The organism is Microbacterium sp. Marseille-Q6965 (genome assembly GCF_946151065.1).
Taxonomy (GTDB): Bacteria; Actinomycetota; Actinomycetes; order Actinomycetales; family Microbacteriaceae; genus Microbacterium.
On record NZ_CAMGZA010000001.1, the window covers coordinates 357,630 to 381,197 of the forward strand.

General features: G+C 71.4%; 26 protein-coding genes. 9 read left to right on the forward strand and 17 right to left on the reverse strand.

From position 1 onward, the window contains the following. The first annotated feature begins 69 nt into the window (after nt 1-69). On the forward strand, nt 70-651 hold the full coding sequence (locus N8N77_RS01785) for a murein hydrolase activator EnvC (RefSeq protein WP_261164145.1): 582 nt from the start codon (nt 70-72) through the stop codon (nt 649-651). Between the two features lie 9 nt (nt 652-660). Here the strand turns inward: N8N77_RS01785 and N8N77_RS01790 are convergent, their stop codons facing one another. The 11 genes from N8N77_RS01790 to rplS all read right to left on the reverse strand — a co-directional run bounded on the left by N8N77_RS01790 (nt 661) and on the right by rplS (nt 9,011). Beyond that, complete coding sequence (locus tag N8N77_RS01790; protein ID WP_261164147.1) at nt 661-1,563, reverse strand: tyrosine recombinase XerC; 903 nt, start codon at nt 1,561-1,563, stop codon at nt 661-663. A 152-nt stretch (nt 1,564-1,715) separates the two neighbouring features. Continuing rightward, nucleotides 1,716-1,970: a hypothetical protein gene (locus N8N77_RS01795; RefSeq protein WP_261164149.1), complete on the reverse strand. Its 255-nt coding sequence runs from the start codon at nt 1,968-1,970 to the stop codon at nt 1,716-1,718. Then, nucleotides 1,967-2,218, reverse strand: coding sequence for a hypothetical protein (locus N8N77_RS01800; protein ID WP_261164151.1), 252 nt, complete (start codon nt 2,216-2,218; stop codon nt 1,967-1,969). The genes N8N77_RS01795 and N8N77_RS01800 overlap by 4 nt, the downstream gene beginning before the upstream one ends. A gap of 27 nt (nt 2,219-2,245) precedes the next feature. Further along, entirely contained in the window at nt 2,246-3,388 is a 1,143-nt protein-coding gene (locus tag N8N77_RS01805) for a glutathione-independent formaldehyde dehydrogenase (RefSeq protein WP_261164153.1), read from the reverse strand. A 134-nt stretch (nt 3,389-3,522) separates the two neighbouring features. Further along, nucleotides 3,523-4,707: a DNA-processing protein DprA gene (gene dprA / locus N8N77_RS01810; RefSeq protein ID WP_261164155.1), complete on the reverse strand. Its 1,185-nt coding sequence runs from the start codon at nt 4,705-4,707 to the stop codon at nt 3,523-3,525. Beyond that, a complete protein-coding gene (locus N8N77_RS01815) occupies nt 4,704-6,221 on the reverse strand; it encodes a YifB family Mg chelatase-like AAA ATPase (protein ID WP_261164157.1) in 1,518 nt (505 codons plus the stop codon). Before N8N77_RS01815 ends, dprA begins: the two co-directional genes overlap by 4 nt. Then, the gene (locus tag N8N77_RS01820) at nt 6,218-6,580 is read right to left on the reverse strand and encodes a YraN family protein (RefSeq protein ID WP_261164159.1); all 363 of its coding nucleotides are present in this window, start codon (nt 6,578-6,580) and stop codon (nt 6,218-6,220) included. The genes N8N77_RS01815 and N8N77_RS01820 overlap by 4 nt, the downstream gene beginning before the upstream one ends. 128 nt (nt 6,581-6,708) lie before the next feature. Further along, nucleotides 6,709-7,035 (reverse strand): DUF2469 domain-containing protein, encoded by a 327-nt coding sequence (locus N8N77_RS01825; RefSeq protein WP_261164161.1) that lies wholly within the window; start codon nt 7,033-7,035, stop codon nt 6,709-6,711. A gap of 84 nt (nt 7,036-7,119) precedes the next feature. Next, on the reverse strand, nt 7,120-7,779 hold the full coding sequence (locus N8N77_RS01830; RefSeq protein WP_261164162.1) for a ribonuclease HII: 660 nt from the start codon (nt 7,777-7,779) through the stop codon (nt 7,120-7,122). Then, nucleotides 7,776-8,510, reverse strand: a complete 735-nt coding sequence (lepB, locus tag N8N77_RS01835) for a signal peptidase I (RefSeq protein WP_261164164.1) — start codon at nt 8,508-8,510, stop codon at nt 7,776-7,778. The genes N8N77_RS01830 and lepB overlap by 4 nt, the downstream gene beginning before the upstream one ends. 150 nt (nt 8,511-8,660) lie before the next feature. Beyond that, complete coding sequence (gene rplS, locus N8N77_RS01840) at nt 8,661-9,011, reverse strand: 50S ribosomal protein L19 (RefSeq protein ID WP_261164166.1); 351 nt, start codon at nt 9,009-9,011, stop codon at nt 8,661-8,663. A 227-nt stretch (nt 9,012-9,238) separates the two neighbouring features. Between rplS and map the strand changes: the two genes are divergently transcribed. Then, nucleotides 9,239-10,012 carry a type I methionyl aminopeptidase gene (map, locus tag N8N77_RS01845; protein ID WP_261164168.1) on the forward strand — a complete coding sequence of 258 codons (774 nt, stop codon included), beginning with the start codon at nt 9,239-9,241 and terminating at the stop codon, nt 10,010-10,012. 25 nt (nt 10,013-10,037) lie between these two features. On the opposite strand, the gene trmD is transcribed toward map, so the two are convergent. The 4 genes from trmD to rpsP are packed head-to-tail and all read right to left on the reverse strand — an operon-like array spanning nt 10,038 to nt 11,979. Continuing rightward, entirely contained in the window at nt 10,038-10,745 is a 708-nt protein-coding gene (gene trmD, locus N8N77_RS01850) for a tRNA (guanosine(37)-N1)-methyltransferase TrmD (protein WP_261164169.1), read from the reverse strand. 1 nt (nt 10,746) lies between these two features. Continuing rightward, nucleotides 10,747-11,325, reverse strand: a complete 579-nt coding sequence (rimM, locus tag N8N77_RS01855) for a ribosome maturation factor RimM (RefSeq protein ID WP_261164171.1) — start codon at nt 11,323-11,325, stop codon at nt 10,747-10,749. Nucleotide 11,326: 1 nt separating this feature from the next. Continuing rightward, nucleotides 11,327-11,557 (reverse strand): RNA-binding protein, encoded by a 231-nt coding sequence (locus N8N77_RS01860; protein ID WP_261164173.1) that lies wholly within the window; start codon nt 11,555-11,557, stop codon nt 11,327-11,329. Between the two features lie 5 nt (nt 11,558-11,562). Further along, nucleotides 11,563-11,979, reverse strand: a complete 417-nt coding sequence (gene rpsP, locus N8N77_RS01865) for a 30S ribosomal protein S16 (protein ID WP_261164175.1) — start codon at nt 11,977-11,979, stop codon at nt 11,563-11,565. A 322-nt stretch (nt 11,980-12,301) separates the two neighbouring features. Between rpsP and N8N77_RS01870 the strand changes: the two genes are divergently transcribed. Genes N8N77_RS01870 through N8N77_RS01890 form a run of 5 tightly spaced genes read left to right on the forward strand, consistent with a single transcriptional unit; the run spans nt 12,302 to nt 17,207 of the window. Beyond that, entirely contained in the window at nt 12,302-13,315 is a 1,014-nt protein-coding gene (locus N8N77_RS01870) for an iron-siderophore ABC transporter substrate-binding protein (protein ID WP_261164177.1), read from the forward strand. Nucleotides 13,316-13,325: 10 nt separating this feature from the next. Then, on the forward strand, nt 13,326-14,381 hold the full coding sequence (locus tag N8N77_RS01875; RefSeq protein ID WP_261164178.1) for an iron ABC transporter permease: 1,056 nt from the start codon (nt 13,326-13,328) through the stop codon (nt 14,379-14,381). Further along, nucleotides 14,381-15,439: an iron chelate uptake ABC transporter family permease subunit gene (locus N8N77_RS01880; RefSeq protein WP_261164180.1), complete on the forward strand. Its 1,059-nt coding sequence runs from the start codon at nt 14,381-14,383 to the stop codon at nt 15,437-15,439. The genes N8N77_RS01875 and N8N77_RS01880 overlap by 1 nt, the downstream gene beginning before the upstream one ends. After that, a complete protein-coding gene (locus N8N77_RS01885; protein WP_261164182.1) occupies nt 15,436-16,290 on the forward strand; it encodes an ABC transporter ATP-binding protein in 855 nt (284 codons plus the stop codon). Before N8N77_RS01880 ends, N8N77_RS01885 begins: the two co-directional genes overlap by 4 nt. After that, nucleotides 16,287-17,207 (forward strand): siderophore-interacting protein, encoded by a 921-nt coding sequence (locus N8N77_RS01890; RefSeq protein WP_261164183.1) that lies wholly within the window; start codon nt 16,287-16,289, stop codon nt 17,205-17,207. Before N8N77_RS01885 ends, N8N77_RS01890 begins: the two co-directional genes overlap by 4 nt. 7 nt (nt 17,208-17,214) lie before the next feature. Here the strand turns inward: N8N77_RS01890 and glpK are convergent, their stop codons facing one another. Then, on the reverse strand, nt 17,215-18,723 hold the full coding sequence (gene glpK, locus N8N77_RS01895) for a glycerol kinase GlpK (RefSeq protein ID WP_261164186.1): 1,509 nt from the start codon (nt 18,721-18,723) through the stop codon (nt 17,215-17,217). A 90-nt stretch (nt 18,724-18,813) separates the two neighbouring features. Further along, nucleotides 18,814-19,809 (reverse strand): sugar-binding transcriptional regulator, encoded by a 996-nt coding sequence (locus N8N77_RS01900; RefSeq protein ID WP_261164187.1) that lies wholly within the window; start codon nt 19,807-19,809, stop codon nt 18,814-18,816. 114 nt (nt 19,810-19,923) lie between these two features. Between N8N77_RS01900 and N8N77_RS01905 the strand changes: the two genes are divergently transcribed. Both N8N77_RS01905 and N8N77_RS01910 read left to right on the forward strand, forming a co-directional pair. Next, the gene (locus N8N77_RS01905; protein WP_261164189.1) at nt 19,924-21,627 is read left to right on the forward strand and encodes a glycerol-3-phosphate dehydrogenase/oxidase; all 1,704 of its coding nucleotides are present in this window, start codon (nt 19,924-19,926) and stop codon (nt 21,625-21,627) included. Between the two features lie 94 nt (nt 21,628-21,721). Further along, the gene (locus N8N77_RS01910; protein ID WP_261164191.1) at nt 21,722-23,566 is read left to right on the forward strand and encodes a S9 family peptidase; all 1,845 of its coding nucleotides are present in this window, start codon (nt 21,722-21,724) and stop codon (nt 23,564-23,566) included. The last annotated feature ends 2 nt before the right edge of the window (nt 23,567-23,568 follow it).

The following is a 23,568-nucleotide window of genomic DNA, read 5'->3' on the forward strand; positions in this document are numbered from 1 at the left end:
GGGCGCCCCTGCCTCCACAACGCCGTCCACGGCGTCCCGCCGCCGGGCGCGCCCGCGGATCGTGGGGGCATGTTCCGTCTCGCCGCTGCGCTCCTCCTGTCCGCGCTCCTCGTCCTCGTCGCACCCACGCCCGCGGGCGCTGCCCCTCCACCCGCGGGCGGCGGCGGGTGGTCGGTTCCCGACGCGGCGGTGACGACGCCGGCGCGCATCGTGGTGTCGACCGAGTCGGGCGAGGCGCGGATCCCGTCACGCGAAACGTGGCGATGGCCCGTGAGCCCCGTGCGCATCGTCTCCCCCTACGTCGCCCCGCCGCACGCCTACGGCGCAGGACACCGGGGCATCGACCTCGCCGCCGACGGCGAGGTGAGAGCGCCCGCCTCGGGAACCGTCGCGTTCGCGGGAGTCGTGGTCGACCGACCGCTCCTCACGATCGATCACGGCGACGGTCTGGTGACCACACTCGAGCCCGTCACCACCGACCTCTCCCCCGGTGATGCCGTCTCCCGCGGCGATGTCGTGGGCCGGGTCGCCGTCGGTGGGCACACACCGGCCGGCGCGGTGCATTTCGGGGTGCGTCTGCAGGGCGCTTACGTCAACCCGCTGCTGCTCTTGGGTGGCGTGCCACGGGCGGTGCTGCTGCCGTGCTGCTGATCGCGCGCGTCAGGCCCGAGGGTGAGCGAGCGCGTAGGCCGCCCGCAGGCGCTCCGAGGAGACGTGCGTGTAGATCTGCGTCGTCCCCAGGCTCGCATGTCCGAGGATCTCCTGCACCGCGCGCAGATCCGCGCCTCCGTCGAGCAGATGCGTCGCGGCGGAATGACGCAGGGCGTGCGGGCCGACGGCGGACGAGCCGACAGCCGGGGCCACGTGCCGCGTCACGACGTCATAGACCGCGCGGGGGCCGACGCGCCGCCCCCGTGCACCCAACAGCAGGGCGGGCGTCGCCTCGCGAGCGCGTGCCGCCAGCACCGGCCGGCCGCGCGTGAGGTATGCCGCCACGGCGCGGCCGGCCGGCGCGCCGAAGGGCACGACCCGTTCCTTCGAGCCCTTGCCGAGCACGCGGACGGTCGAGCGGTCCGCGTCGAGATCGTCCACGTCCAGGCCGCAGAGCTCCGACACGCGGATCCCCGCCCCGTACAGCAGCTCGAGGGCCGCGTGATCCCGCAGGGCCACCGGGTCGCCCTCGGCGGCCGCCGCGGCGGCGCGTTCCAGGACGGCCGCGAGAGCGTCGGCCGCGGCGACCTGCGGCAGGGTGCGGCCGCGCTTGGGCGTGACGAGGCGGATGCTGGGGTCGGCAGCGATGAGCGCCTCCTCGCGCGCCCATCCGAAGAAGGAGCGGGCCGAGGACGTGCGCCGGGCCAGTGTGGACCGGGCGTCGCCGCGTTTCGTCGCCGCCCACAACCACTCGCGCAGGTGCTCGATGTCGATGTCGGCCAGCTCGAGATCACCGATCGTCGTCCGCAGATCGCCGAGGTCGTTCCGATACGCCCGCACGGTCGCCGGCGACAGCCGACGCACGCGGTCGAGGTGGTCGGCGAACGCCTCGGCGGCCCGTCCCAACAGCATGACTCCAGCATGCCGCGCGCGGGGCCGGCGCGGCGCGCGGCGCGCGGCTCCCTCGCGCAGGGCGCGCCATGGCGCGAGGGGGCCACACATCGCCGACCGCGCCCGCGCGTCCGTGCCGCGGGCGGGCCGGGCCCGTCGGCGGGCGACCGCGGCTACTGCGGCGGCCCCAACTCCTCCACGGCGTCGTCGGCGTCGTCGTCGGGCGCCAGGGGTTCGCCTTCGTCGTCCGACGCCGACTCGAGCGACGACTCCACCGCGTCGGGCCGGTTCTCCGGGTCACTCGCGTCGGTCTGTCCGGCCTCGGGCCCGGGGAATCCGCCGGGATCGGCGACCCCGTGGTCCGACGCGATCCGGTTGTACTCCGCCGCGTCCTGCATCGCCTTGTCGCTGGGCTGGTCGTCGGTCATATCTGTCCTTCCTCCTCGTCAGGGGCGTCGGGCCCCGGCGCTTCGTCCAGGTCCTCATTGCCGTACACCTCACTCGGCGTGTCCGCGCCGCCGGGCAGCGTCGCCCCGCCGATCTCATCGCCGCCCGTGAGAGCGGCATCGCCCGTGAGGGCGTCCGTCCCCAGCTGGCCGTCGTTCCCGGTGAGCCGATGTGCGGCCCCCTGCGTGTCGGCGGGCGCGGGAGCACCCTCCGGCTCGATGTCGCTCATATCCGTTCCTTCTCGCCACTCGTGGCCTCACGCGGCCTCGGGGTGCAGGACCACCTTCGTCCAGCCGTCCTCGCGGTTATCGAACCGCTCGTATGCTTCGGGCGCCTCGTCGAGACCGATCTCGTGCGAGACGATCTGGCCCGGATGCGCTCGGCCGCGGATGATGAGGTCCCGCAGGTGCTCGTTGTACCGCTTCACCGGGCACTGCCCCGTGGCGATGGCGAGCCCCTTCTCCCATGCCGCGCCCCAGTCGAAGCCGATCCGCCCCTCTTGCGCAGGGGGCGTCGCCGCACCGGGATCCTCGGGGACATAGACGCCGACGACGCCGATGCGTCCGGTGGCGCGCACGACCTTGACGAGTTCGTCCAGCACGAGCTCCGGCTGCTCCTCGCCCGACGCGTCGTGCGCCTGGTACCCCACAGCCTCGACTCCGACATCAACGCCGAAGCCGTCCGTGCCGTCCATGATCGCCTGCACCGCCTCCGTCGACGAGAAGTCCACGGGGATCGCCCCGAACTTCTCCGCGAGGGCCAGACGGTCCGGCTCCTTGTCGACGACGAAGACCTGGGAGGCGCCGCGCAGCTGCGCCGAGTGCGCCGCCATGAGCCCTACCGGCCCGGCGCCGAAGATCGCCACGGTCTCACCGGGCAGCTGCTTGGCGAGCTCCAGGCCGTGATAGCCGGTCGGGAAGATGTCGCTCAGCATCGCGAAGTCCAGCTCGTGCTCTGTGCCCTCCGGCAGATGGAGGAGGTTGAAGTCGGCCCAGGGCACCCGCAGATACTCGGCCTGCCCGCCGCGATACGGTCCCATCATCGGGTACCCGTAGCCGGCGCCGGGGTTTCCGGAGGGATTCGCACGCAGGCACGCCGAGGTGAATCCCTTGGTGCAGTTGCGGCAGGTGCCGCAGGCGATGTTGAAGGGCACCGAGACCCGGTCGCCGACCGAGATGCGGTCGACTCCCGCGCCGACCTCGACCACCACGCCGGTGTTCTCATGACCGATCACCGTGCCGGGGTCCATTGGTGCTCTGCCCTCATACGGGTGGAGGTCGGACCCGCAGATGTTCGTCGTGGTGATCTTCACGATCGCGTCGAGCGGTGATTCGATCCGAGGGTCTTCCACCTCCTCGACCCGCATGTCCCGCGGACCCTGATAGACGATCGCCTTCATGCTGCCTCCCTCGACCGGTGCGGTGTGTGGTCCACTCCACGTCGCTGGCGCGATCGCGACAACGGGGTTGCGGTTGGCGGACGTCGGGCGTAGAGCGGTCGCACAGCCGCGGCGGCGGCGCCGCCCGGGTCCCGTCAGCGGGCCAGGCGCCACGTCGCACCGTCGCGCTGGGCCCGGCCCTCCAGCGCAAGCATGCCGAGCACGCCCTCCACCTCGGCCACCGCTACACCGCTGCCCAGCGCCACCTCGTCGGCGGTTCGCCACGTCCGTGTTCCGAGGGCGTCGGCGACGCGCGTGACGGTCGGGTCCTCGCGCGCATCGCCGACACCCCGGTCTCCCGGCGGCCCGAGACCGAGCAGCTCCTTCACGTCGGCCGAGCCCGTGACGCACACGGCGTCGAACTCCCGCAGCAACCGGTGACAGCCCGCGGACGTCGCCGACACGATCGACCCCGGGACGGCCCCGAGCGGGCGGCCCAGGCTCGCCGCGTGTGAGGCGGTGTTGAGCGAGCCGCTGAACCATCCCGCTTCCACCACCACCGTGGCGCCGGCGAGAGCGGCGATCAGCCGGTTGCGCATGAGGAAGCGGAACTTCGTGGGCGGTGTGCCGGGTGCCACCTCGCTGACAACGGCACCGGACTCGGCGATCGACGCCAGCAGGTGGGTGTGCCCCGCGGGATACACGCGGTCCGCGCCGCCCGCGAGCACCGCGACCGTCGGGCCGCCCTCCCGCAGGGCGGCGCGATGGGCGGCCCCGTCGATCCCGTACGCGGCGCCCGAGACGACGGGGATGCCGTCGGCCGCGAGGTCGCCGGCGATCTCCGTGGCGACATGCTCGCCGTAGCCGCTGGCGGCGCGAGCCCCGACGATCGCGGCCGACCGCTCGAGGCCGAGGAGCGCGCCGACGTCGCCGCGCACCCACAGCGCCGCGGGTGCGTGGTCGCCCAGGTCCCCCAACTGGCGCGGCCAGGCCCCCTCGTCCTCGGGCACCAGCAGCGCCAGCCCGCGCCGCTGCGCCGCCTCGAGCGCGGTGGCCACGAGGCGCGCGCCCTCGGCCAGCCGCGGTCGCCAGCGTGCGATGGCCGAACGCCAGGCCGCCGGGTCAAACCCGGGGGCGGCTTGCTCCGCACGCCCGACGGCGCAGAGGGCGTCGACGGGGCCGAGCGCGGCGACCAGCCGCCCGGCGGCCCCATCGCCCGGCTCGGCGAGGATCGACCAGGCGGCGCGCGCGACGCGTGCCCGCCGCTCTGCGACGTCCGCGCGCGGCCACATGCGCGCGGCGGCGTCGCGTACCGCCCGCTCCCGCAGGATGCCGCTCACGACTCTCCCCCTCGCTTGAGGTACAGGGCACGGCCCACGTCGGCCGCGCTGGGAACGTCGTGCTCGGCGAGGTCGGCGATCGTCCACGCAAGGCGCAGGATCCTGTCGTAGGCGCGCAGCGTGATCGCTCCGCGCCTCAGCGCCGCGTCGAGGGAGCCGCGCGCTGAGGTCGGGACGGCGGGCCCGTCACCGCGCAGCCACGCGCCCGGCACGTCGGCGTTCACGCGCCAGGGCGTGCCGCGCAGACGCCGAGCCGCGCGGTCGCGGGCCGCGACCACGCGCTCGCGGGCGGCCGCCGAGGACACGTCGCCGCTGCCCGACGCCGCCGTGACGCGCGTGAGATGCAACTCGATGTCGATGCGATCGAGCAGGGGTCCCGACAGCCGGCGCTGGTACGCGCGAACGACGCTCGGCGCGCACAGACACGTGCCGCCCCGCACCCCGAACTCCCCGCAGGGGCACGGATTGGTGGCGAGCACGAGCTGGAAGCGCGCCGGGTAGCTCGCCGTGAACCCCGCGCGGTGGATGTCGATCCTGCCGAGTTCGAGCGGCTGCCGCAGCGCATCGAGCAGGCCGGAGCGGGCTTCGTTGGCCTCGTCGATGAACAGCACCCCGCGGCTGGCCCGCGAGATCGCGCCAGGGCGCGCGGAGCGCGATCCGCCGCCGACGAGCGCGGCCGGCGTCGCGCTGTGGTGCGGTGCCTCGAACGGAGGACGGCGGGACAGTCCGTCGACCTCCTCCCCCGCCAGCGAACGCAGGGCCGCCACCTCGAGCGCCGCGTCGTCGTCGAGCGGCGGCAGGATGCCGGGGAGTCGGCTGGCCAGCATCGTCTTGCCGGCTCCGGGTGGCCCCGTCATCAGCAGGTGGTGCCCGCCGGCGGCCGCGACGATGAGCGATTCCACCGCCTCGCGCTGCCCCACCACCTCGCGGAGGTCCCCCGGCTCGTCGGTACCGGCGGGACGCCGATCGGGCCGAACGGGCACGACGTCGGGCACGTCGATCTCGGCCCCGTGGCGCGCGGCGACCTCGGCGAGCGACGCCGCGGCCACGACCTCGACACCGGGCACGAGCTCCGCCTCCGCGCGGTTCGCATGCGGCACCACCACGCGCTCGAAGCCGCGGGCCGCGGCGGCGCGCACGGCCGGGAGCACCCCGGGCACCGGTCGCAGCCGCCCATCGAGGCCGAGCTCACCGAGGTGAACCGTGCGCGCGATCGATGCCGGCTCCACGACCCTCTCGATCGCGAGCGCCGACACCGCCACCCCCAGGTCGAAACCGGAACCGTGCTTCGGCAGCGCGGCGGGCGACAGGTTCACGGTGATGCGGCGGCGCGGCAACGCCAGGGCGCTGTTCTCGCAGGCGCTCACCACCCGCCGCGCGGCCTCCCCGAGCGTCTTGTCGGGCAGCCCGATGATCCGGAACTCCGGAGTGTGCGAGGTGACATCCGCCTCGACCTCGACGAGCGCCCCGCGCAGGCCGTTCAGCGCCACCGCCCAGGTGCGAGCGACGCTCACCACAACCCCTCGGCATGCTCGAGCAGAGCCACGGCCGGGTCCGGCCCGATGAGCGCGATGACATCGACGCACAGGCGCCGGCCTCGCGCCAGCTCCGGGTGAGCGCGACGCCACGCGTACGCCAGTCGCCACAGCCGCCGCAGCTTGCGCTCGTCGACCGCCTCGAAGGGGTGGCCGAATCGCGTGCCGCTGCGGGTCTTCACCTCCACCGCCACGACGCCGTCGTCGCCCAGCGCGACGATGTCGAGCTCGCCCTGATCGCAACGCCAGTTGCGGTCGAGGATCTCGTACCCGCGCGACCTCAGGTGGTCCGCGGCCCGGTCCTCACCCGCCCGTCCCAATTCGTCCTTGCGTGCCATGCGACCAGCGTCGCGGGGCACCGCCGTGACGCGCGGCAGGGAGCGAGCGAATGTGGACGAGCGGTGCCGATCCGCTCGGATCCGTCAGGTGTGAGCGGGCCGCCCGCGCGCGCGAGACGGTGTCGGGCTCACTTGCCGTCGAGCGAGAGCTCCTCGGGAAGCTGGAAATCGCGCCGCGTGAGCTCCTCGATGTTCACGTCCTTGAACGTCAACACCCGCACCGACTTCACGAAGCGATCGGCGCGGTAGATGTCCCACACCCACACGTCGCTCATCGTGAGCTCGAAGTAGAAGTCGCTCTCGGTGTCGTGGCGGACGACGGAGACCTCGTTGGCCAGATAGAAGCGCCGTTCGGTCTCGATCACGTACTGGAACTGACCGACGACATCGCGGTACTCGCGGTACAGCGCGAGCTCGAGTTCGCGGTCGTAGTCCTCGAAGACATCGTCATCCATGGTGCGTCCATCCTATGTGCCGCAGGCGCGGACGGGTCCACGCCCGGTGCGGCCGTCGCGGCCGGGAGCCCGCGCCCGTCACCGTCAGAACAGGGTCGGCGCGTCGGCGATGGCCCAGGACCGGCGGTGGTGCGGGCTCAGCCCGTGCTCGCGGATCGCGTCGCGGTGCGTCGGGCTCGCATAGCCCTTGTTCCGCCCCCATTCGTAGGGCGGATGCTCGTCGTGCAGCAGCGTCATGTGCGCGTCGCGGGCGACCTTGGCGATGACCGACGCGGCCGAGATCGACGCGCAGTCGCGGTCGCCCTTCACCACCGGCCGCACATCGAGCCCACGCCCGCCCGCCGGGGTGATGTAGTCGTAATTGCCGTCGAGGAGCACGACGCCGGCGGCCGCCGCGAACCCCTGCTCCTCGACCGCCGCGAGGGCCCGCAGGGCGGCGAGCCCGAGGGCGCGCATGATGCCGATCTCGTCGATCTCGGCGGCCGATGCCCACCCGACGGCGCTCGCGCGCACCCACGAGGCCGCGCGCTCGGCGACCTCGGGGCGGCGTGCCTCGACGACGAGCTTCGAGTCGCGCAGCCCCTCCGGCACCCGCCGGCGGGCATCCGCGGCGTCGATCACCGACGCCCCGACCGCGACGGGGCCCGCGAGGGCCCCGCGACCGACCTCGTCGCACGCGAACACGAGCGACGTCTCGCGCAGCAGCCGCCGCTCGAGGGTCAGGCGCGGGGCGACGACGGTCACTGTGACGCCTCTCCGTCCGGCACGCTCGTGAACGCCTTCGTCCCCTCGATGGTGCCGATGCGGTCCATCGGCCAGGTGCGCAGGAACACCCTGCCGACCACGTTGTCCAGCGGCACGAAGCCGTCTCCGGGCTTGTCGCGGTTGGCCCGCGAGTCGGCGGACTGGTCGCGGTTGTCGCCCATCACCCAGATCGACCCCTCGGGCACCGTCACATCGAACGGGTCGTTGGAGGCCTGCGTGTCTCCGGCGGGAAGCTTCAGATACGACAGCTCATCGACCGCTTGGCCGTTCACGGTGATCTGACCCATCGCGTTGCAGCACACGACATGGTCCCCCGGCAGGCCCACGACGCGCTTGACGAGGTGATCCTCCGAGTCCGAGGCCGAGATGCCGACGAGGGTCAGGAACCAGTCGACGCCCTCCTCGAGGGGCGAGCGCTCGGGCGGCGGGGGCGTGTCGAGCCACCCGCCCGGGTCGGCGAACACGACGATCTCGCCGCGCTCGTAACCGTTCCAGTTCGGCGTCAGCTCATCGACGAGAATCCGGTCGTTGATGAGGAGGGTGTCCTCCATCGACGCCGACGGAATGTAGAACGAACGCACCACGAAGGTCTTCACGAGGAACGACACCACGACCGCGATCACGACGATCACGAGGATGTCCCTCGCGAAGAGGACGAACCCCCGACGGCGGGTTCGGGGCGGGGCGTCGGCGGTCTCTGAACTGCTCATGTGATCCTTCGTCATGCCCCGAGTGCGGGCGCTGCATCAAGCGTCGCACATCCGGACGCCCCGTCCACGACCGGCCCGCCGAAGGTCCGCCGAGAAACCCGGCGAACGCGAGAGCGCCCCGGTCCGCAGACCGGGGCGCTCTCGAGGAGGTCACGCGTTCTCGCGCTTCTCCTTGATCTTGGCCTTCTTGCCGCGCAGCTCGCGCAGGTAGTACAGCTTGGCGCGTCGCACGTCACCGCGCGTGACGACCTCGATCTTGTCGATGATCGGCGAGTGCACCGGGAACGTGCGCTCCACGCCCACCTGGAAGCTGATCTTGCGGACCGTGAAGGTCTCGCGCACGCCGCCGCCCTGGCGGGCGATCACGACGCCCTGGAAGACCTGGACACGCGAGCGGTTGCCCTCGGTGATGTTGACGTGCACCTTGACGGTGTCACCGGGGCCGAAGGCGGGGATGTCGGAGCGGAGCGAGGCCGCGTCGACGGCGTCGAGGATGTTCATGGCGCTATCTCTCTGCGGCCGCCACAGGTCGACCGCTGTCGGTTGAAGATTCTGTTCTGTGCGGTGAGGCCGGATCCCGGCCCTCGGCTCCCCTGAGGCAGAACCGAAGCGGCGGCGCGCAACGGCGCACCGTGCCACGGCACAGCTGTCTATTCTGCCACGGATCGGCAACCCGCCCAAACGCGCCCCGCGACGTCCCCCCGCGCATCATCCGCGAGAATGGACCCATGATCGAACTGCGCACCCCCGCCGAGATCGAGCAGATGCGGCCCGCCGGCCGCTTCGTCGCCGAGACGCTCGCCACCCTGAAGGACGAGACGAAGGTCGGCACGAACCTGCTCGACATCGATCGGCGCGCGCACGACATGATCCGCGCCGCCGGCGCCGAGTCCTGCTACATCGACTACCACCCGTCGTTCGGCGCCATGCCGTTCGGCAAGGTGATCTGCACGTCCATCAACGACGCGGTGCTGCACGGCCTGCCGTTCGACTACAACCTGCGCGACGGCGACCTCGTCACCCTGGACTTCGCGGTGTCGGTCGACGGCTGGGTGGCCGACTCCGCCGTGTCGTTCGTCGTGGGCACGCCGCGCGACGAGGATCTGCGCCTCATCGACACGACGGAGCGCGCGCTCGAGGCCGCCATCGGGGCCGCGGTCGTCGGCAATCGGATCGGCGACATCTCGGCCGCCATCGCCTCCGTCGCCCACGCCGACGGCTACTCGATCAACACGGACTTCGGCGGCCACGGCGTCGGCCGCACCATGCACGGCGACCCGCACGTGCCGAACAACGGCCGCGCCGGCCGCGGCTACCCCCTCAAGCCCGGACTCGTCCTGGCGCTCGAGCCCTGGCTGCTGCAGACCACGGACGAGCTGTACACCGACGCGGACGGCTGGACGCTGCGCGCGGCCGACGGATCGCGCGGCGCCCACTCCGAGCACACGATCGCCATCACCGAGGACGGGCCGATCATCCTCACCGACCGCTCGCACCTCTGACGCGACGCGGCGCGGCGCAGGGCTTTCAGTCGTCGGCGTCGGGCCGCGCGTCGTCGGGCAGCAGGTCGGGGCGCACGCGGCGCGTGCGCTCCAGGCTCTGCTCGCGGCGCCACTGCGCCACCCGGGCGTGGTTGCCGCTCAGCAGCACGTCGGGCACGGCGCGGCCGCGCCACACGGCGGGCTTGGTGTAGATGGGGTACTCCAGCAGACCCTCGTCCTCGTGCGACTCTTCGACGAGGCTCTCGGGGTTGCCGACCATACCCGGGATGAGGCGTGCCACGGCCTCGATCATCGCCATCGCGGCGACCTCGCCGCCGTTGAGCACGTAGTCGCCCAGACTGACGAGCCGCACCCTGCCGCGCTCGGCGTACTCGTCGATCACGCGCTGATCGATGCCCTCGTATCGCCCGCATGCAAAGGCGAGCTGGCTCTCCGTCGCCAGCTCGCGTGCCATGCGCTGAGTGAACCGCTCCCCGGCGGGCGACGGCACGAGGAGCAGGGCCTCGTCGCCGAGGATCTCGTCGAGCGCCTCGCCCCAGGGCTCCGGCTTCATCACCATGCCGGCACCGCCGCCGTAGGGGGTGTCATCCACCGTGCGGTGACGGTCGTGGGTCCAGTCGCGCAGGTCGTGCACGCGCACGTCGAGCAGGCCGCGCTCGCGCGCCTTGCCGACGAGCGAGACGCCGAGCACATCGAAGAACGCCGGGAAGATCGTGACGATGTCGATGCGCATGTCAGCTCTCGGCGCCGTCCTCGTCCGCCGGCTCGTCCGGCAGGTCCTCGAAGAGCCCCGGGGGCGGCGTCACGACGATGCGGCCGCCCTCGATGTCCACCTCGGGCACGATCGCCGAGACGAACGGCACCATCACCTCGCGCTCGCCGGCCTTCACAATCAGCAGGTCCTGCGCCGGGAAGTGGTCCACGCGGGCCACCTTGCCCACCACGGATCCGTCTCGCACGACGTCGAGACCCACGAGCTCGTGGTCGTACCAGGCGTCGGCCTCGGCGGGCTCGTCCTGATCCTGGTCGACCCACAGGATCGCGCGGACGAGCGTCTCGGCCTCGGTGCGGTCTTCGACGCCCTCGAGGAAGACGACCGGGTGTCCGTTCATCCACTTGAACTCACGCACGGTCACATGCTTGCCGTGCCACTTGGAGCCTTCCGGCACCTGCAGCGTGAACGACGCCCCCGGCACGAAGCGGCGATCGGGGTCGTCGGTGTACAGCTCCACCTTGAGCGCGCCCTTGAGGCCGTGCGCCTTCAGCAGGCGACCGACGCGGAGCTGCGTCTTCCCTGCGCGCGGCTTCGCCACGTCAGCCGTCCGCGACGTCGACGCGTACGCGCCTGCCGTCCGCGAGGGCGGCCACGACGGTGCGCAGCGCCTTCGCGGTGCGACCGCCGCGCCCGATCACGCGACCCCGGTCCTCGGGGGCGACGTGCACCTCGAGCACGTCACCCCGCGGGGACGACGAGGACACGATGCGCACGTCGTCCGGGCGATCGACGATCCCCTTGACGACGTGCTCGAGCGCGGCGGCCAGCACGGCGATTACTCGGCGGTCTCGGCCGGAGCCTCGGCCTCGGCGGGAGCCCCAGCGGGCTCCTCGGCCTTCTTCTCGGCCTTGGGCTTGACGACCGACTTCTTGTTGGCGTCGGGCTCGAACGCGGCCTTCTCACCCTTGACCTGGACGGTGGACTTCGCGTCCTTGTCGCCCTTGAAGGTGCCCCAGTCGCCCGTGAGCTTGAGGATGGCGCGCACCTGCTCGGTCGGCTGCGCGCCGACGCTCAGCCAGTACTGCGCACGCTCCGAGTCGACCTCGATGAACGAGGGCTCCTCGGTGGGGTGGTACTTGCCGATCTCCTCGATCACGCGACCGTCGCGCTTGGTGCGCGAGTCGGCGACGACGATGCGGTAGTACGGCGCGCGGATCTTGCCCAGGCGCTTCAGACGGATCTTGACAGCCACGATTCTCCTGTGGGTGTGTGAAAGTGAACGAACCATTCGCCGATCGCGTGGGGTCATGCACGCCGGCGGAAGCTCAAAGGGGTCGGATCGCCGCGCTGGATAGAGGGTCGAGCGCGCGTTCCAAACCTCTATTCTGCCAGATCGCCCGCCGACCGACGAATCCAACACGGCGCGACCCTCGGCGGATTCCCGGCAACCCCGCACGACTGCGGACTTGCACATCTGCGGAAGTTAGGCAAACCTTGCTCACGGCCCACCTTGTTAGGTGAGCCTCACCTCTCCTCGCCTCTTCCCGATGTGACTACCCGAAAGTGAGGCCCCCGTGCTCCGCAGGCCCCTCCTCGCCCTTGCCGCCGGTGTCGGCTCGATCGCGCTCCTCGCGTCGTGCGCCACGTCCGATGCCCCCGCAGAGGCGGGCGCCTCGGACGACACCATCACGATCGAGCACGCACTCGGAACCACGGAGGTGCCCGCGAACCCCGAACGGGTCGCGGCGATCGGCTGGGGCAACCACGACACCGCGCTGGCGCTCGGAATCGCGCCGGTGGGCGTGGACGACCAGACGTGGTCGATGGACGGCGGCGACGGCCTCGGCATCTACGAATGGTCGCTCGAGGCGTACGACGAGCTCGGCGCCGAAGAGCCCGTCGTCTTCGACACGACCGACGGTGTCGACTTCGAGGCCATCGCCGAGACGGCCCCCGACCTCATCATCGCCGCGCAGTCGGGTCTGACCGAGGAGGACTACGAGACGCTCAGCGAGATCGCCCCCGTCGTCGCCCACCCCGGCGTGCCCTGGCTCACGAGCTGGCGCGACTCGATCGCCCTCAACTCGGAGGCACTGGGCCGCAAGGCGGAGGGTGAGCAGCTGATCGCCGACCTCGAGCAGCAGATCGCCGACGCAACGGCCGACGCGGGCTTCGAGGGCAAGACGGCCGCCTTCTTCTCCTTCAATGAGGCCGATCTGTCCACCACGTCGGTCTACACCGACGGCGACGTGCGCTCGGCCTTCCTCGGTGACCTCGGGTTCGAGATGCCGCAGGTCGCGATCGAGGCCGCCGAGAGCGGCACCTTCTACGCCGACATCGCCGCCGACAACGCCGACCGCCTGGCCGACGTCGACGTCATCGTCACCTACGGTCACGACTCGCTGCTGGCGGCGCTGCAGGCCGACCCGCTGTGGAACACGGTGCCCGCCGTGCAGAACGGCGCGGTCGTCACGGTCGGCGCGGGCGAACCGCTCAGCGGTGCGGTCAGTGCCACCGCCCTGTCGATTCCGTGGATGCTCGATGAATACGTCGGCCTGCTGAGCGACGCCGCCGCGACGGCGGAGTGAGCGCACGGCGATGACGACGGGCCTGACCGCGCACGCGGGCGCCCCCACCACGACGGTGCGGGCGCCCCGGCGCGGCGTCGTCCTCGTGGTCGGCGTCGCCGCGGTCTGTGTCTCGATCGTCCTCTCGCTTGCCTTCGGCTCGCGGCTCGTGAGCCTGGCGGAGGTCGCGAACGGGCTGTCGACCTGGGTCCGCGGCGAGCTCCCGGCCGAGATCGGCGCGATCGCCGTGCAGGATCGGATCCCGCGGACGGTGCTCGCCCTCGTCGCCGGGGCGGCGCTCGCGATGTCGGGCGCCGTCATGCAGGCCATCACACGCAACCCGATCGCGGACCCCGGCATCCTCGGCGTCAACACCGGCGCCGCGCTGTTCGTGGTGTGCGGCATGGCGTTCTTCGGCATGACCACCGCCTTCCAGTTCCTCGGGTTGGCGCTCGCCGGCAGCCTGCTCGCCGCCGCGTTCGTCTACCTCGTCGGGTCGGTGGGCCCCGGCGGCGCCACGCCGATCAAGCTGGCGCTGGCCGGTGCGGCGAGCACGGCGGCGCTCTCGTCCCTCGTGAGCGCGGTGCTGCTGCCGCGCGCGCAGGCGATGACCGAGTTCCGGTTCTGGCAGGTCGGCGGTGTGGGCGGCGCGACGTGGGACAACATCGCGGTCGTCGCCCCGCTCCTCGCCGTCGCCGCGGCGGCCGCGTTCGCGCTCGCACCGGCGCTCAACGCGCTCGCCCTCGGCGACGATGTCGCCGTGGGGCTGGGCGTGCGTGTGGGCCGCACACGCGCCGTGGCCGCCCTCGCGGGCGTCGTGCTGTGCGCGGGCGTGACGGCCGTGGCCGGCCCGATCGCCTTCGTGGGGCTGATGATCCCGCACGCCGTGCGACTGCTCACCGGGCCGGATCAGCGCTGGCTGCTGCCGCTGTCCGCGCTCGGCGGCGCCGTCCTGCTCACGCTCGCCGACACGGCGGGTCGCGTCATCGGTTCCCCCGGCGAGGTCGAGGCCGGCATCCTGACGGCCTTCCTCGGCGCACCCGTCCTCGTGATCATCGCCCGCCGCACCCGGATGAGGGCTCTGTGATGACCGCCATCACGCTCCTCGTCCCAGACGCGGCGATCGACGTGACCGCGCTGCGTCGCGGCCGGCGCCGGCGCGCGCGCCGCCGGGTGATCGGCGTCTCGGCGCTGTCCGTTCTGCTCGTCGCGCTCCTCGTCGCGATGGTCATGCTTGGTTCGACGATCTATCCCGTCTCCGACGTTCTGGCGGTACTGAGCGGCCAGGACGTCCCGGGTGCCTCGTTCACCGTGGGGCGACTGCGCATCCCCCGCGCCGTCACCGGGGTGCTCGCCGGCGTCGCGCTCGGGATCGCCGGGTCCACGTTCCAGACGCTCCTGCGCAACCCCCTCGCGAGCCCAGATGTCATCGGCATCACCTCAGGGGCGAGCGCCGCGGCCGTCCTCGGACTCGTCATCCTCCACCTTTCCGGCGGCGCGACCACGGCGCTCGCCCTGGGCGTGGGCATCGCGACCGCCGTGGTCATCTACCTGGCGGCGCGCGGCGGCGACGCCACGGGCGGGCGTCTCATCCTCATCGGGATCGGCGTGGGCGCCATGCTCGATGCGGTCGTTTCCTACCTCATTCAGCGCGCCGCCGAATGGGATGTCGCCACGGCGATGCGCTGGCTCACCGGAAGCCTCAACGGATCGCGCATGGAGGACGTGCCGCCGCTACTCGTCGCGGTCGTCCTGCTCGTGCCGCTGGTCCTGCTGCTCTCGCGCGATCTGGACGCGCTCGCGCTCGGGGACGCCTCGGCCGCCGCGCTCGGGGTGCGTGTGGACCGGGCGCGCGTGCTCCTCATCGTCTGTGCCGTCGCGCTGGCCTGCTTCGCCACGGCGACGACGGGGCCGATCGCGTTCGTCGCCTTCCTGGCCGGCCCGATCGCCGCGCGCATCGTCGGCGCCGGCTCGTCCCTCGTCGTCCCGGCGGCGCTGGTGGGCGCGTGCCTCGTGCTCGCGGCCGACCTGCTCGGCCAGTTCGCCTTCGGCACCCGGTTCCCCGTCGGCGTCATCACCGGCGTCCTCGGGGCGCCGTACCTCCTGTATCTGCTCATCCGCTCCGCCAAGCGAGGTCGCTCATGACCCCCACCCACATCCTCGAGACGCAGGGGCTCCGCGCCGGCTACGGCAGCAGCACGATCGTCGACGGCGTCGACCTCGCGCTGCCCCCGGGCAAGATCAGCGTCATCGTCGGTGCCAACGCGTCCGGCAAGTCGACGCTGCTCAAGACGCTCGCGCGGCTGCTCGCGCCGCAGGACGGCTCGGTGCTGTTGGACGGCAGCCGGATCGACGCACTGCCCACGAAGCAGTTGGCACGCACGCTCGGCCTGCTGCCACAGGCGCCCGTCGCGCCCGAGGGGATCGCCGTCGCCGACCTCGTCTCGCGCGGTCGACACCCGCACCAGAAGCTGTTCCGCTCGTGGACCGCCGAGGACGAGCTCGCTGTCGCACGCGCCCTCGCCGAGACCGGCACCGCAGAGCTCGCCGACGCGGCCGTCGACGAGCTCTCGGGCGGCCAGCGGCAGCGCGTGTGGATCGCCATGGCCCTGGCACAGGAGGCCGAGGTGCTGCTGCTCGACGAGCCGACGACCTATCTCGATCTCGCGCACCAGGTCGAGGTCCTCGACCTGCTCACCGATCTCAATCGTGAGCGCGGCACGACCGTCGCGATGGTGTTGCACGACATCAATCTGGCGGCCCGGTACGCCGATCACCTTTTCGCGATGCGCGGAGGGCGGCTCGTCGCGTCGGGCGCCCCGAGCGAGGTCGTCACGGCGGAGCTCGTCCGCGACGTGTTCGGCCTCGATGCTCACGTCATCCCCGATCCGGTCTCCGGGACCCCGCTCATCCTGCCGCGGGGTCGCCACCACGTTCTCGCAGACGACGGCCACGCCGAGCCGGCCGCCGCGACCCCACAGGGAGCACACGCATGACCATGACGGCCGTCGACACCCGCCCGAACCGCTTCTTCCGCGGCCGCGTGGTGCGCATCCAGGACCTCACGCCCAGCTTCCGCCGCTTCACGTTCACGAGCGACGACATGGACGAGTACGCGGACACCGGGTTCGACCAGCGCGTGAAGGTGGTCTTCCCCACTCCGACCGCGACGCTCGACGCCATGCCTGACGGTGAGGACTGGTACGTACGCTGGCGCGAACTGCCGGCGGCCAGCCGCCCGCCGTTTCGCACCTACACGACGCGCGCCGTGCGACCGGAGGCGCGCGAGGTCGACATCGACATGGTGGCGCACGGGGTGCAGGGTCCGGCCTCGGCGTGGATCGAGAGCGCCCGCGTCGGCGACGAGGTCATGATCTTCGCGCCGACCGTGCATCACGAGGGCGTGAGTCTCGGCATCGACTTCGTGCCGCCGGCGCGGACGGAGCAGTACCTGCTCGTGGGCGACGAGACGGCCGCCCCCGCGATCGCCGTGATGCTCGAGCAACTGCCGCGAGAGGCGACCGGCGTCGTCGTGCTCGAGGTGCCCGATGAGCGCGACTGCGCCTACCTGCCCACGCACCCCGGCTTCCGGATCTATGCCGCGGGCCGCGACTCCGGCGCGCGCCACGAGCACCTCCTGCGCGCCGTCGAGGCGCACGCCGAGGTGCTCTGCCCGAACGGCCGCGGCGCCGAGGTGGAGGAGATCGACATCGACGCCGGGCTGCTGTGGGAGGTGCCCCGCACGGCGAAGGGGGGCGCCGCGCTGAAGTCGGCGCCGCTGTACGCGTGGATCGCGGGCGAGGCGAGCGCCGTCAAGCAGCTGCGCCGCCATCTCGTGCAGCAGGTGGGCGTCGACCGACGCGCCGTGGCCTTCATGGGCTACTGGCGCCTGGGGCGCGCCGAGAACGAGTAACGCCGCGTCACGCCCAGTCGAGGGTGCGGGCCACCGCCTCCTTCCACCGGGCCAGGCGCTGCTCGCGCTCGCGCTCGTCCATTGCGGGCTCCCAACGGCGATCCTCCGCCCACAGCGATTCCAGCTCCTCGACGGAGTCCCAGAAGCCCACCGCCAGGCCGGCCGCGAACGCGGCGCCCAGACAGGTCGTCTCCGACACGGCGGGCCTCACCACGGGCACGCCGAGGATGTCGGCCTGGAACTGCATCAGCAGCTCGTTGTGCACCATGCCGCCGTCCACGCGCAGCTCGGCGAGGGGCACCCCCGCGTCGGCGTTCATCGCGTCGATCACCTCGCGGGACTGGAACGCCACGGCCTCCAGCGCGGCCCGCGCGAAGTGTCCCTTGTGGGCGAAGCGGGTGAGGCCCGTAATCACGCCGCGCGCGTCGGACCGCCAGTACGGTGCGAACAGACCGGAGAAGGCCGGCACGATGTGCACGTCGCCGTTGTCGTCGACGGTGCGCGCGAGCGTCTCGACCTCGGGAGCACTGCGGATGATGCCGAGGTTATCGCGCAACCACTGCACGAGCGAGCCGGTGACGGCGATGGATCCCTCGAGCGCATACACCGGGGCCTGCTCCCCCAGTCGATACGCGACCGTGGTGATGAGCCCGTGCTCGGAGCGCACGATCTCCTCGCCGGTGTTGAACAGCACGAAGTTGCCCGTGCCGTAGGAGTTCTTCGACGTGCCGCGGCGGAAGGCCGCCTGTCCGAAGGTCGCGGCCTGCTGGTCGCCCAGGATGCCGGCGATCGGCGTCTCACGCAGCAGGCTGTGCGGGTTGGCGGCGGCGTACACCTCACTGGACGAGCGGATCTGCGGCAGCATCGCGCGGGGGACCCGGAAGACCGCGAGCATCTCCTCCGACCAGTCGAGCGTCCGGAGGTCCATGAGGAGGGTGCGGCTGGCGTTGGTGACGTCGGTGACGTGCACGCCGCCGCCCGCTGCGCCCCCCGAGAGGTTCCACAGCAGCCAGGTGTCGATGGTGCCGAACAGCAGCTCCCCCGCCTCGGCGCGCTCGCGGGCACCGTCGACGTTCTCGAGGATCCACGCAAGCTTCGAGGCCGAGAAGTAGGCGTTCAGGGGCAGACCCGTGATGTCGGCGAAGCGCCCATGACCGCCGTCGGCCGCGAGCTCGTCGATCCGGTCCTGCGTGCGCGTGTCCTGCCAGACGATGGCGTTGTGGATGGGTCGGCCGGTGGCCTTCTCCCACACGACCACGGTCTCGCGCTGGTTGGTGATCCCGAGCGCGGCCACGTCGTGGCGGGTGATCTCGGCCTTGGAGAGCGCCTGCCCGATCACCTCGCGGGTGTTGCGCCAGATCTCGAGGGCGTCGTGCTCCACCCACCCGGGCCGAGGGAAGATCTGCTCATGCTCGGTCTGGCCGATGGCGATGACCTTCGCGCTCCGGTCGAACACGATCGCCCTCGTCGACGTGGTGCCCTGGTCGATCGCGACGATGTACTGGGGGTTCGACACGGCGGTACTCCTTCGTTGCCTCGTTCGGGTCGTGGCACCAGGCTAGAGGGGAGCGTGGGCGAACCCACCGGCCGGTGCACGAACGTGCGTTCAGGCCACGAGGTGCCTGGCCAGCTCCTCGTCGAGCACGAGGTCGGTGATCACGCGCGCCGCGAGCGCGCCCCGCACCGCCGGCAGCTTGGGAGTGCCCGAGACGACGCACACGCGACGCGGCACACGCCGGAGCCGGTCGATGCCCGGACCCGTGCCCCGCGCGTTCATGGCGATGTCCTTCCACGTCCCGTCCGCGCGGAAGAACACCGTCGCCACGTCGCCCACCGCGCCGTCCTCTCGCAGGCTGCGGTAGTCCGCCTGCTCGAGGTAGCCGCCCACGTACACGCGGCTGGGCACCTCGGCCAACGGCGAGCCGAGGCCGAAGATCGCGATGTCGATGCGGTCCTGGATGCCGAGCACCCGTCGAGTGCTGCGTTCCCGCCACATCGCCTGTTTCGTCGCGGGATCGTCGAAGAACGCCGGGACGGGGAACTGCTGCACGCGGGCGTTGAAGGCCTGGCCGAACCGCAGCAGGATCTCGCTGGCGTACTCGATTCCCGAGGTCTGGGTGTTCCCCGCCCCGTTCAGCTGTACGACGGTCGTGCCGTGCGTGTCCCGCGCGGGCAGGTGCCGGCTGATGGCTCCGATGGTCGAACCCCACGCCACACCGATGGCCATGTTGGAGTCGACGAACTGAGAGATCAGGCGAGCGGCCGTCATCGACACGCGCTCCAACCGGTCGACCTCGCTCACGTCGGGCCCCACGGGCACGACGTGAGCGGCGACGCCGAAGCGATCCCGGATCTGCTTCTCGATGGCCGCGCCCTTCTCGAGCGGCGAGTGGATCCGGATGTCGACGAGCCCCGTCTCACGCGCGTGGCTGATCAGTCGCGACACCGAGGAACGCGAGGTGTGCAGCTCGCGCGCGATCGCGTCCATCGTCAGGTCCTGCAGGTAGTACAGCTGGGCGGCCGTGAGGGCGCGCACGAGCTTGGGGTCGTTCGCGTGTGCGAGCGAGCCGATTCCCGGTTCGGCCCCGATCGCGTTCGTCATTCCTGCACCCATCTGCACGTTCGTGCACTCGCCTTGCGCATCCTCTCCGACCCGCCCAGCCTAGTCCTGAGCACGGCATCATGGCCGCGCGTTCCCCCGAGCAGAAGGAGCCCGATGAGCACGCCTGCAGCCACGCACCGCCGCGAGGAGACGATCTCCGCGATTCGCGAATCGGGTCGCGCCCAGGTGCTCGTGATCGGCGGCGGCATCAACGGCATCGCGACCTTCCGTGACCTCGCGCTGCAGGGCATCGACGTGCTCCTCGTCGAGCGGGGCGACTTCGCCTCGGGCGCTTCCGCGGCATCGAGCCACATGATCCACGGCGGCATCCGCTACCTCGAGAACGGCGAGTTCCGGCTCGTGCACGAGTCGGTGCAGGAGCGCAACGGCCTGCTCGCCACGGCGCCGCACTACGTCAAGCCGCTCAAGACCACGATCCCCATCTACTCGTTCTTCTCGGGCCTGCTGAACGCGCCGATGAAGTTCCTCTTCAACCGCTCCGGCAAGCCGTCCGAGCGCGGTGCGCTGATCATCAAGGTCGGGCTCGTCATGTACGACCTGTTCGCCAATGCCGGGCGCGCGACACCGCGGCACGCGTTCCGGGGGCGCTCCCGCTCGCTGCGTGAGCTGCCGCGCCTGAACCCGGGTGTGAAGTACACCGCCACCTACTACGACGCGTCGATGCACGATCCCGAGCGGCTGGCGCTCGACGTGCTGGGCGATGGCGTGCGCGCGGGCGGCCGCGCGCTCAACTACGTGGAGGCGGTCGGGCGTGACGGGCGGTCCGTCGTGCTGCGCGACAACGGCACGGGCGAGGAGTTCTCGGTCGCGGCGGACGTCGTCGTGAACGCCTCGGGACCGTGGACGGACGTCACCAACGAGGCGTTGGGCGACGCGACGACCTACATGGGCGGCACGAAGGGCTCGCACATCGTGCTCGACAACCCCGAGCTTGTGCAGGCGACCGGCGGGCGCGAGATCTTCTTCGAGCACGAGGACGGCCGCATCGTGCTGATCTACCCCATCAAGGGGATGGCGATGGTCGGCACCACCGACATCCCGGCGGATCCTCGGGAGCCCGTCCGCTGCACGGAGGAGGAGGTGTCGTACTTCTTCGACCTCATCGCCAACGTGTTCCCCGACGTGCACGTCTCGCGCGACCAGATCGTCTACCGCTTCAGCGGCATCCGCCCGCTCCCCAAGAGCGACGCCACGATCGCCGGACAGATCTCGCGCGATTACCGCATCGAGGTCGGCGAGCTCGGCGGGGTTCCCGTGCTGAGTCTGATCGGCGGGAAGTGGACCACCTTCCGCGCGCTCGGCGAGACGCTGTCGACGCGCGTGCTCGAGCGACTGGGCGCGCCCCGTCGGCAAAGCACGACGGGGCTGCCGATCGGCGGCGGCCGCGACTATCCCCGCACCCTCGGAGACCGGGCCGTCTGGCTGCGCCGCAACCTGGGCGGCGAGAGCGACCGCACGCGCCTGCTCTTCGAGCGCTACGGCACTCGGGCCGCGGATGTGTGGGCTCACCTCGCCGCGGGCGCGGACGAGACGCTCCTGAACGGCGAGCTGTCGACGCGCGAGCTGGACTGGATGGTGCGCGAGGAGCACGTGGTGCACCTGGCCGACGTCGTCCTGCGCCGCACGTCGCTGGCCTTCACCGGCCGCGCCGACCTCGACGCGCTCGCGGCCATCGCCGACGCCCTCTCCCCGATCCTCGGCTGGGACGAGGGTCGGCGCGAGCAGGAGCTCGCCGAGACGGTGACCCTGCTGCGCGAGGAGCACGGCGTGAGCCTCCCCGACTACGCCACGCGCTGACGCGCGTGTCGTGAACCCGTCCGCACCTGCGGGCGGGTTTTCGCGAGCGCAGACGCTCGCATCCCTTACACCCGATGAAGGAGCCCCCATTCCCATGACAACGACGTCACGCCGGCGCAACCGCGCGCTCGTGATCCTGTCGCTCGTGCTCTGCCTGATCTCGGCCGTCGGCGCCGCGATCGTGCAGACCGGCGCCGGCTCGACCCAGGTCAAGGACCTGACCTGGGAGACGAGCTCCGGTCGCGCCATGAACGCGCTGCTGTTCGTCCCCGAGAACGCGACGGCCGATGAGCCCGCTCCCGCCGTGGTGGTCAGCCACGGCTGGTGGAACAACCGCGAGATGCAGACCGCCAACTACGTCGAGCTGGCCCGCCGCGGCTTCGTGGTGCTCTCGATCGACATGTACGGTCACGGCAACTCCGACCCGCTTCCCGCCGACGAGCTGCAGGTGGGCGGCACGGGCATGTACGACGCGGTGAAGCTGCTGGCCGACCTGCCCTACGTCGACGTCGACCGCATCGGCGTCACCGGCCACTCCAACGGCGCGCGCGCCGCGAACTTCTCGGTCCAGCTCGACAACGAGGCGGACGAGCAGCTCATCTCCTCCGTCATGCTCGTCGACAACGAGGCGTTCTACACCGACGAGGAGGGCGCCTACACGAACAACTACGGCTCCCGCGACGTGGGTCTCGTCGCCGACCAGTACGACGAGTTCTTCTTCCGCTCGTACAACGCCGACGGCACGGTCGCGACCACTCCCCGGGAGTTCGCCGGCACGCCCAACGCCCAGTCGTTCCTGCACTTCGGCGAGGACCCCACCGGTCTCGACGAGCGCGTGCCCGACGAGTACTACACGCAGACGATCGAGGGCGAGGAGGCCGTGCGCTTCCTCAGCACCCCCGCGCAGACGCACCCCTGGAGCACCCAGTCGAAGTACACGACCGCCGACGTCGTCGACTTCTTCGACACCACGCTCGGCGCGCCGAACCCGATCGAGCCGACCTCTCAGGTGTGGCAGTGGAAGGAGCTGTTCACGGCGCTCGGCCTCATCGGCTTCGGCATGTTCCTCGTCGTGTTCACGCGAGAGCTGCTGTTCACGCGCGCCTTCGCCGGGCTGCGACAGGAGGCGGCGCCGGCCACCAAGACGACCACGAGGGGCCTCGCGTGGTTCTGGGGCGGCCTGGTCGTCTCGGCGGCGATCTCCGCGCTGTCGTACGTCTGGCTGAGCCAGCAGTCGTGGCTCACGGGCATCGTCCACAACGCCGTGCCCAACATCGTTCCGACGGGTTCGGTGTTCTTCATCGCCGTCTGGGCGGCGGTCAACGGCGTGGCCGCGATCGCGATCATGCTCGTGTCGTACCTCCTGTACGGTCGCAAGGCCGGGCAGAACCCGCGCGAGCTCGGCATCTGGCCGGGGTGGAAGCGCCTCCTGCAGAGCGTCGGGCTGGCCGCCGTCGCGAGCGTGGCGACGTTCATGCTCGTGTTCCTCGCGGACTACTTCTTCAAGACCGACTTCCGACTCTGGGTGCTGGCCGTGAAGGTGTTCCCGCAGGACAAGATCTGGTACGGCCTGTTCCTGCTGCCGCTGTTCCTGATCTACTTCGTCGCCAACTCGGTGTCGATCAACGTGTTCAGCCGCTTCACGCTCGCCGGCAAGGAGTGGGTGAACACCGCCGTGCTGGCGCTGTTCAACTCGCTCGGCCCGATCGTGCTCGTGCTGCTGCAGTACCTCACCTTCTGGGTGACGGGCGATCTCGTGCCCGGCTTCGGCGGCATCTACAGCATCTGGCTGTTCCCGGTGATCGTGATCCTCGCGTTCACGGCGGTGGTCACGCGCAAGATCTACCGCGAGACGAACAACCCGTACATCGCCGGCATCCTCAACGCCGTCGTCGTGTCGATCGTCTCCGTGTCGAACTCGCTCGTCATGACCTACTGATC

What these genes read in the sequence shown, in the direction of transcription:
- N8N77_RS01785 (WP_261164145.1), top strand. Translation starts at nt 70, where the DNA reads ATGTTCCGTCTCGCCGCTGCGCTCCTCCTGTCCGCGCTCCTCGTCCTC.
- N8N77_RS01790 (WP_261164147.1), bottom strand. Translation starts at nt 1,563, where the DNA reads ATGCTGTTGGGACGGGCCGCCGAGGCGTTCGCCGACCACCTCGACCGC.
- N8N77_RS01795 (WP_261164149.1), bottom strand. Translation starts at nt 1,970, where the DNA reads ATGACCGACGACCAGCCCAGCGACAAGGCGATGCAGGACGCGGCGGAG.
- N8N77_RS01800 (WP_261164151.1), bottom strand. Translation starts at nt 2,218, where the DNA reads ATGAGCGACATCGAGCCGGAGGGTGCTCCCGCGCCCGCCGACACGCAG.
- N8N77_RS01805 (WP_261164153.1), bottom strand. Translation starts at nt 3,388, where the DNA reads ATGAAGGCGATCGTCTATCAGGGTCCGCGGGACATGCGGGTCGAGGAG.
- N8N77_RS01820 (WP_261164159.1), bottom strand. Translation starts at nt 6,580, where the DNA reads ATGGCACGCAAGGACGAATTGGGACGGGCGGGTGAGGACCGGGCCGCG.
- N8N77_RS01825 (WP_261164161.1), bottom strand. Translation starts at nt 7,035, where the DNA reads ATGGATGACGATGTCTTCGAGGACTACGACCGCGAACTCGAGCTCGCG.
- lepB (WP_261164164.1), bottom strand. Translation starts at nt 8,510, where the DNA reads ATGAGCAGTTCAGAGACCGCCGACGCCCCGCCCCGAACCCGCCGTCGG.
- rplS (WP_261164166.1), bottom strand. Translation starts at nt 9,011, where the DNA reads ATGAACATCCTCGACGCCGTCGACGCGGCCTCGCTCCGCTCCGACATC.
- map (WP_261164168.1), top strand. Translation starts at nt 9,239, where the DNA reads ATGATCGAACTGCGCACCCCCGCCGAGATCGAGCAGATGCGGCCCGCC.
- trmD (WP_261164169.1), bottom strand. Translation starts at nt 10,745, where the DNA reads ATGCGCATCGACATCGTCACGATCTTCCCGGCGTTCTTCGATGTGCTC.
- N8N77_RS01875 (WP_261164178.1), top strand. Translation starts at nt 13,326, where the DNA reads ATGACGACGGGCCTGACCGCGCACGCGGGCGCCCCCACCACGACGGTG.
- N8N77_RS01880 (WP_261164180.1), top strand. Translation starts at nt 14,381, where the DNA reads ATGACCGCCATCACGCTCCTCGTCCCAGACGCGGCGATCGACGTGACC.
- N8N77_RS01885 (WP_261164182.1), top strand. Translation starts at nt 15,436, where the DNA reads ATGACCCCCACCCACATCCTCGAGACGCAGGGGCTCCGCGCCGGCTAC.
- N8N77_RS01890 (WP_261164183.1), top strand. Translation starts at nt 16,287, where the DNA reads ATGACCATGACGGCCGTCGACACCCGCCCGAACCGCTTCTTCCGCGGC.
- N8N77_RS01900 (WP_261164187.1), bottom strand. Translation starts at nt 19,809, where the DNA reads ATGACGAACGCGATCGGGGCCGAACCGGGAATCGGCTCGCTCGCACAC.
- N8N77_RS01905 (WP_261164189.1), top strand. Translation starts at nt 19,924, where the DNA reads ATGAGCACGCCTGCAGCCACGCACCGCCGCGAGGAGACGATCTCCGCG.
- N8N77_RS01910 (WP_261164191.1), top strand. Translation starts at nt 21,722, where the DNA reads ATGACAACGACGTCACGCCGGCGCAACCGCGCGCTCGTGATCCTGTCG.